Annotated in this window: 2 protein-coding genes and 1 riboswitch; of the genes, one reads left to right on the forward strand and one right to left on the reverse strand. The window is 30.5% G+C overall.

The annotated features are described in order from the left end of the window. Positions 1 to 115: 115 nt before the first annotated feature. Positions 116 to 1,300, reverse strand: coding sequence for a cation:proton antiporter (locus tag B3J31_RS15455; protein ID WP_346867919.1), 1,185 nt, complete (start codon positions 1,298 to 1,300; stop codon positions 116 to 118). Between the two features lie 145 nt (positions 1,301 to 1,445). Then, positions 1,446 to 1,503: riboswitch (Fluoride riboswitch) on the reverse strand. 232 nt (positions 1,504 to 1,735) lie between these two features. Between B3J31_RS15455 and B3J31_RS15460 the strand changes: the two genes are divergently transcribed. After that, positions 1,736 to 2,899: an iron-containing alcohol dehydrogenase gene (locus B3J31_RS15460; protein WP_346867918.1), complete on the forward strand. Its 1,164-nt coding sequence runs from the start codon at positions 1,736 to 1,738 to the stop codon at positions 2,897 to 2,899. The last annotated feature ends 256 nt before the right edge of the window (positions 2,900 to 3,155 follow it).

A 3,155-nucleotide genomic window follows, 5' to 3' on the forward strand; every position in this document is an offset into this window, starting at 1 on the left:
AAAGTCAAAAATCGTTGACACAGTAAGAAGTGAATTTTTTGAAATCATTTCATTTGATAGAATATAGGACTATTTATTTTGAAAGAAATAGTCCTATATTATGTATTATTACATTTTAGTTCTCAACGTGTAATAAGGATTTACTTGAAACCTTTATTCCAATAGCGCCTAAAGGTGCAGTTATTAAAATGGATAATACAGATATTGCTAGAATTAAATCTCCAGATACAACACCTAGAGATAGAGGTAAGGCCCCCATGGCTGCTTGAACTGTAGCTTTAGGAATATAAGAGATGACACAGAAAATCCTTTCCTTTACGTTTAAATTAGTACCTATAAGTGAAATTATAACTCCAATGCTTCTACCTACTAGTCCTATAAAAATAATTATTATACCTATTGCGCCTGAGGTGAATGCTACAGATATATTTACTTGAGCGCCCACTAAAACAAAGAGTAGAATTTCTGCAAATATCCATAATTTATTAAGTCCTTGAGAAAGGGGAGCAGTAACCTTAGGAAGTTTCTCAGTAAGAACAAAGCCAATAGTCATAACACCTAAAAGACTTGCAATTAATAATTTATCTTTATAGATAGTTTCTAAGGTAGTTAAAAGTATAGAAATAGCTAGCACAATTAGTATCTTTTTTACATCGTTAATACTACACTTTTTAAATAAATATATAATTGCAAAGCCTAATATTAATCCTAGTCCTATTCCTAATATTATGGAAAGTGGTATTTGTAAAAGTTGGGAAGCGATATTAACGTTCTTACCAGAATATAAGGCAAGAAAGCTAGTTAATATTGTAATTGCAAATACATCATCAATAGAAGCACCAGCTAATATTAAAGTAGGGATGCTCTTCTTAGTACCAATTTTATTATCTATAAGGCTAATCATTTGAGGTACGACTACAGCAGGAGATACGGCAGCAATTATAAATCCAAGGATTCCTCCCTGGATAAAGGTGAATCCAAGTAATTTCGTAGAAATAAAGGCTATAAAAAAACCTTCTAATGTTCCAGGTATACAACTCATTTTTATTGCAGGTTTTCCAATTTTCTTTAAATCGGATGTTTTTATACCCATACCAGCTCTTAATAAGATAACAATAAGTGCTATTTTACGCAAATCAGAAGAGATATTTAGCAAATCTCCATGAATCAAATTAAATCCATAGGGACCTATAGTGATTCCTAAAATTAACATACCTAAAAGCCCAGGAAGTTTAATTTTTTCAAATATAAAGTTAGAAACAATAGCAAGTAATATAATAATTGCTATACTTGTAGCCATAAAATAGCCCTCCTTTTAAATTAAAGTTTTACAATGCCAAGATTAAGACCATAAATTATTAACACAAAATATTGAAGGAAATTATTTTGTGTTAATAATTTAGTTATTTTACACATAAAAATCTCCTACAGACATACTTATAGCGTTGTCTGTAGGAGTCATTAGCAATTGCGGTTAAGGTGAACTCCATCACCATAAATTATGTTTTTAGTATATCAATGTTAAAAAATAAAATCAATATTTAAGAGTATAAAACTTTGCGAAAAATTAAAATTTCGATACACGAAATTCTTGTGGAGTTTTATAGAATATTATGATAATATGATAAATATAGAAAAAATTACATAAGCTTTATTATATAAAATTAAATTAAAGATAGAATTAAATAAAAAAAGGTTTGTTACAAATAATATAAGTATAAGAGGAGGAAAGCATATGTTAAATTTTACACTTTACAATCCAACTAAATTAGTATTTGGAGAAAATACTATAGAAACTATAGGAGAACATTTAGTTAAATATGAAGTTAAGAAGGTATTAATAGTATATGGGAAAGGCTCAATAATGAAAAATGGAGTTTATGATACTGTAGTAGAGTCTTTAAAGAAGAATGATATAGAGTTTATCCAATTATCAGGAGTTAAGCCTAATCCAGTATTATCAAAGGTTCAAGAAGGCATAAAGCTAGCTAAAGAAAATAATGTAGATGGAGTTTTAGCTGTAGGTGGAGGAAGTGTAATAGATTCCTCTAAAGCTATAGCCGCAGGAGTATGCTGTGAAGGCAATGTATGGGAATTCTTTGAAGGTAAAGGAAGAGTTGAAAAAGCATTACCACTATTTACTGTGTTGACTCTTTCAGCAACAGGATCTGAGATGAATTCAGGTGGAGTAGTAACTAATGAAGATGAAGGTAAAAAATGGAGCTTTGGTTCACCTTTATTATATCCTAAAGTATCTATTTTAGATCCATCAGTTCAAAGATCTCTTCCCTCCAATCAAACGGCTAATGGAGCAATAGATGCTATAAGTCACGTATTTGAAGCTTATTATGGTGGAACAGAAAGTACAGATATGCTTGATGAACTTTCAGAAGGTATTATAAGAACTGTAATTACACATACTAGAGAATTATTAAAAGATAGCAATAATTATAAATCAAGAAGTGAACTTGCTTTTGCAGCAACTTTAGCTTTGAATGGATTGAATGGAGTAGGTAGAAAAGGTGACTGGGCATCTCATTCTATAGAACATTCTCTTTCAGTACTTAATGATATTGCCCATGGTTCAGGTCTTGCTATTATAATGCCTGCATGGATGAAATATGTTTATAAAGAAGATGTTAAGAAGTTTGCGAAATTTGCAAGCCATGTATTTACTATAAATGAAGGTAGTGATGACGAAAAGGCCCTAAAAGGGATTGAGGCTCTGAGAGATTTCTATAAGGAGATAGGAGCACCTATAACTTTAAAAGAAGTGGGAGTTAAGAGAGAAGAACTAGATTTTATAGCTGATAATGCAGCAATCCTTGCACCTCTTGGAACACTTAAACCTTTAAAAAGAGATGATATCTATAATATATTAGAAATTGCTTTTGAATAAACTTATAAGAATATAATATTATTAACTTAAAGTAAACATCACATTAAATAAATCTTAATTTATTTAATGTGATATTTTATATTATAAAATCTTTTAAAAGAATTGGCTCTGTAGTTGATTAAAGTGATAAATTTGGGAGAGAATTTATCCGATGACTACCCGCTCTAATACTCCCATCTTCTTCAAAGTGGGAGTAAAGAGCGGCTACGACCCTGGATAACGATTTATAACCTTCAGAGGGAGTAAAAACTCCCTC

This window comes from Clostridium sp. UBA5988, assembly GCF_002435615.1.
GTDB classification, from domain to species: domain Bacteria; phylum Bacillota; class Clostridia; order Clostridiales; family Clostridiaceae; genus Clostridium_J; species Clostridium_J sulfidigenes.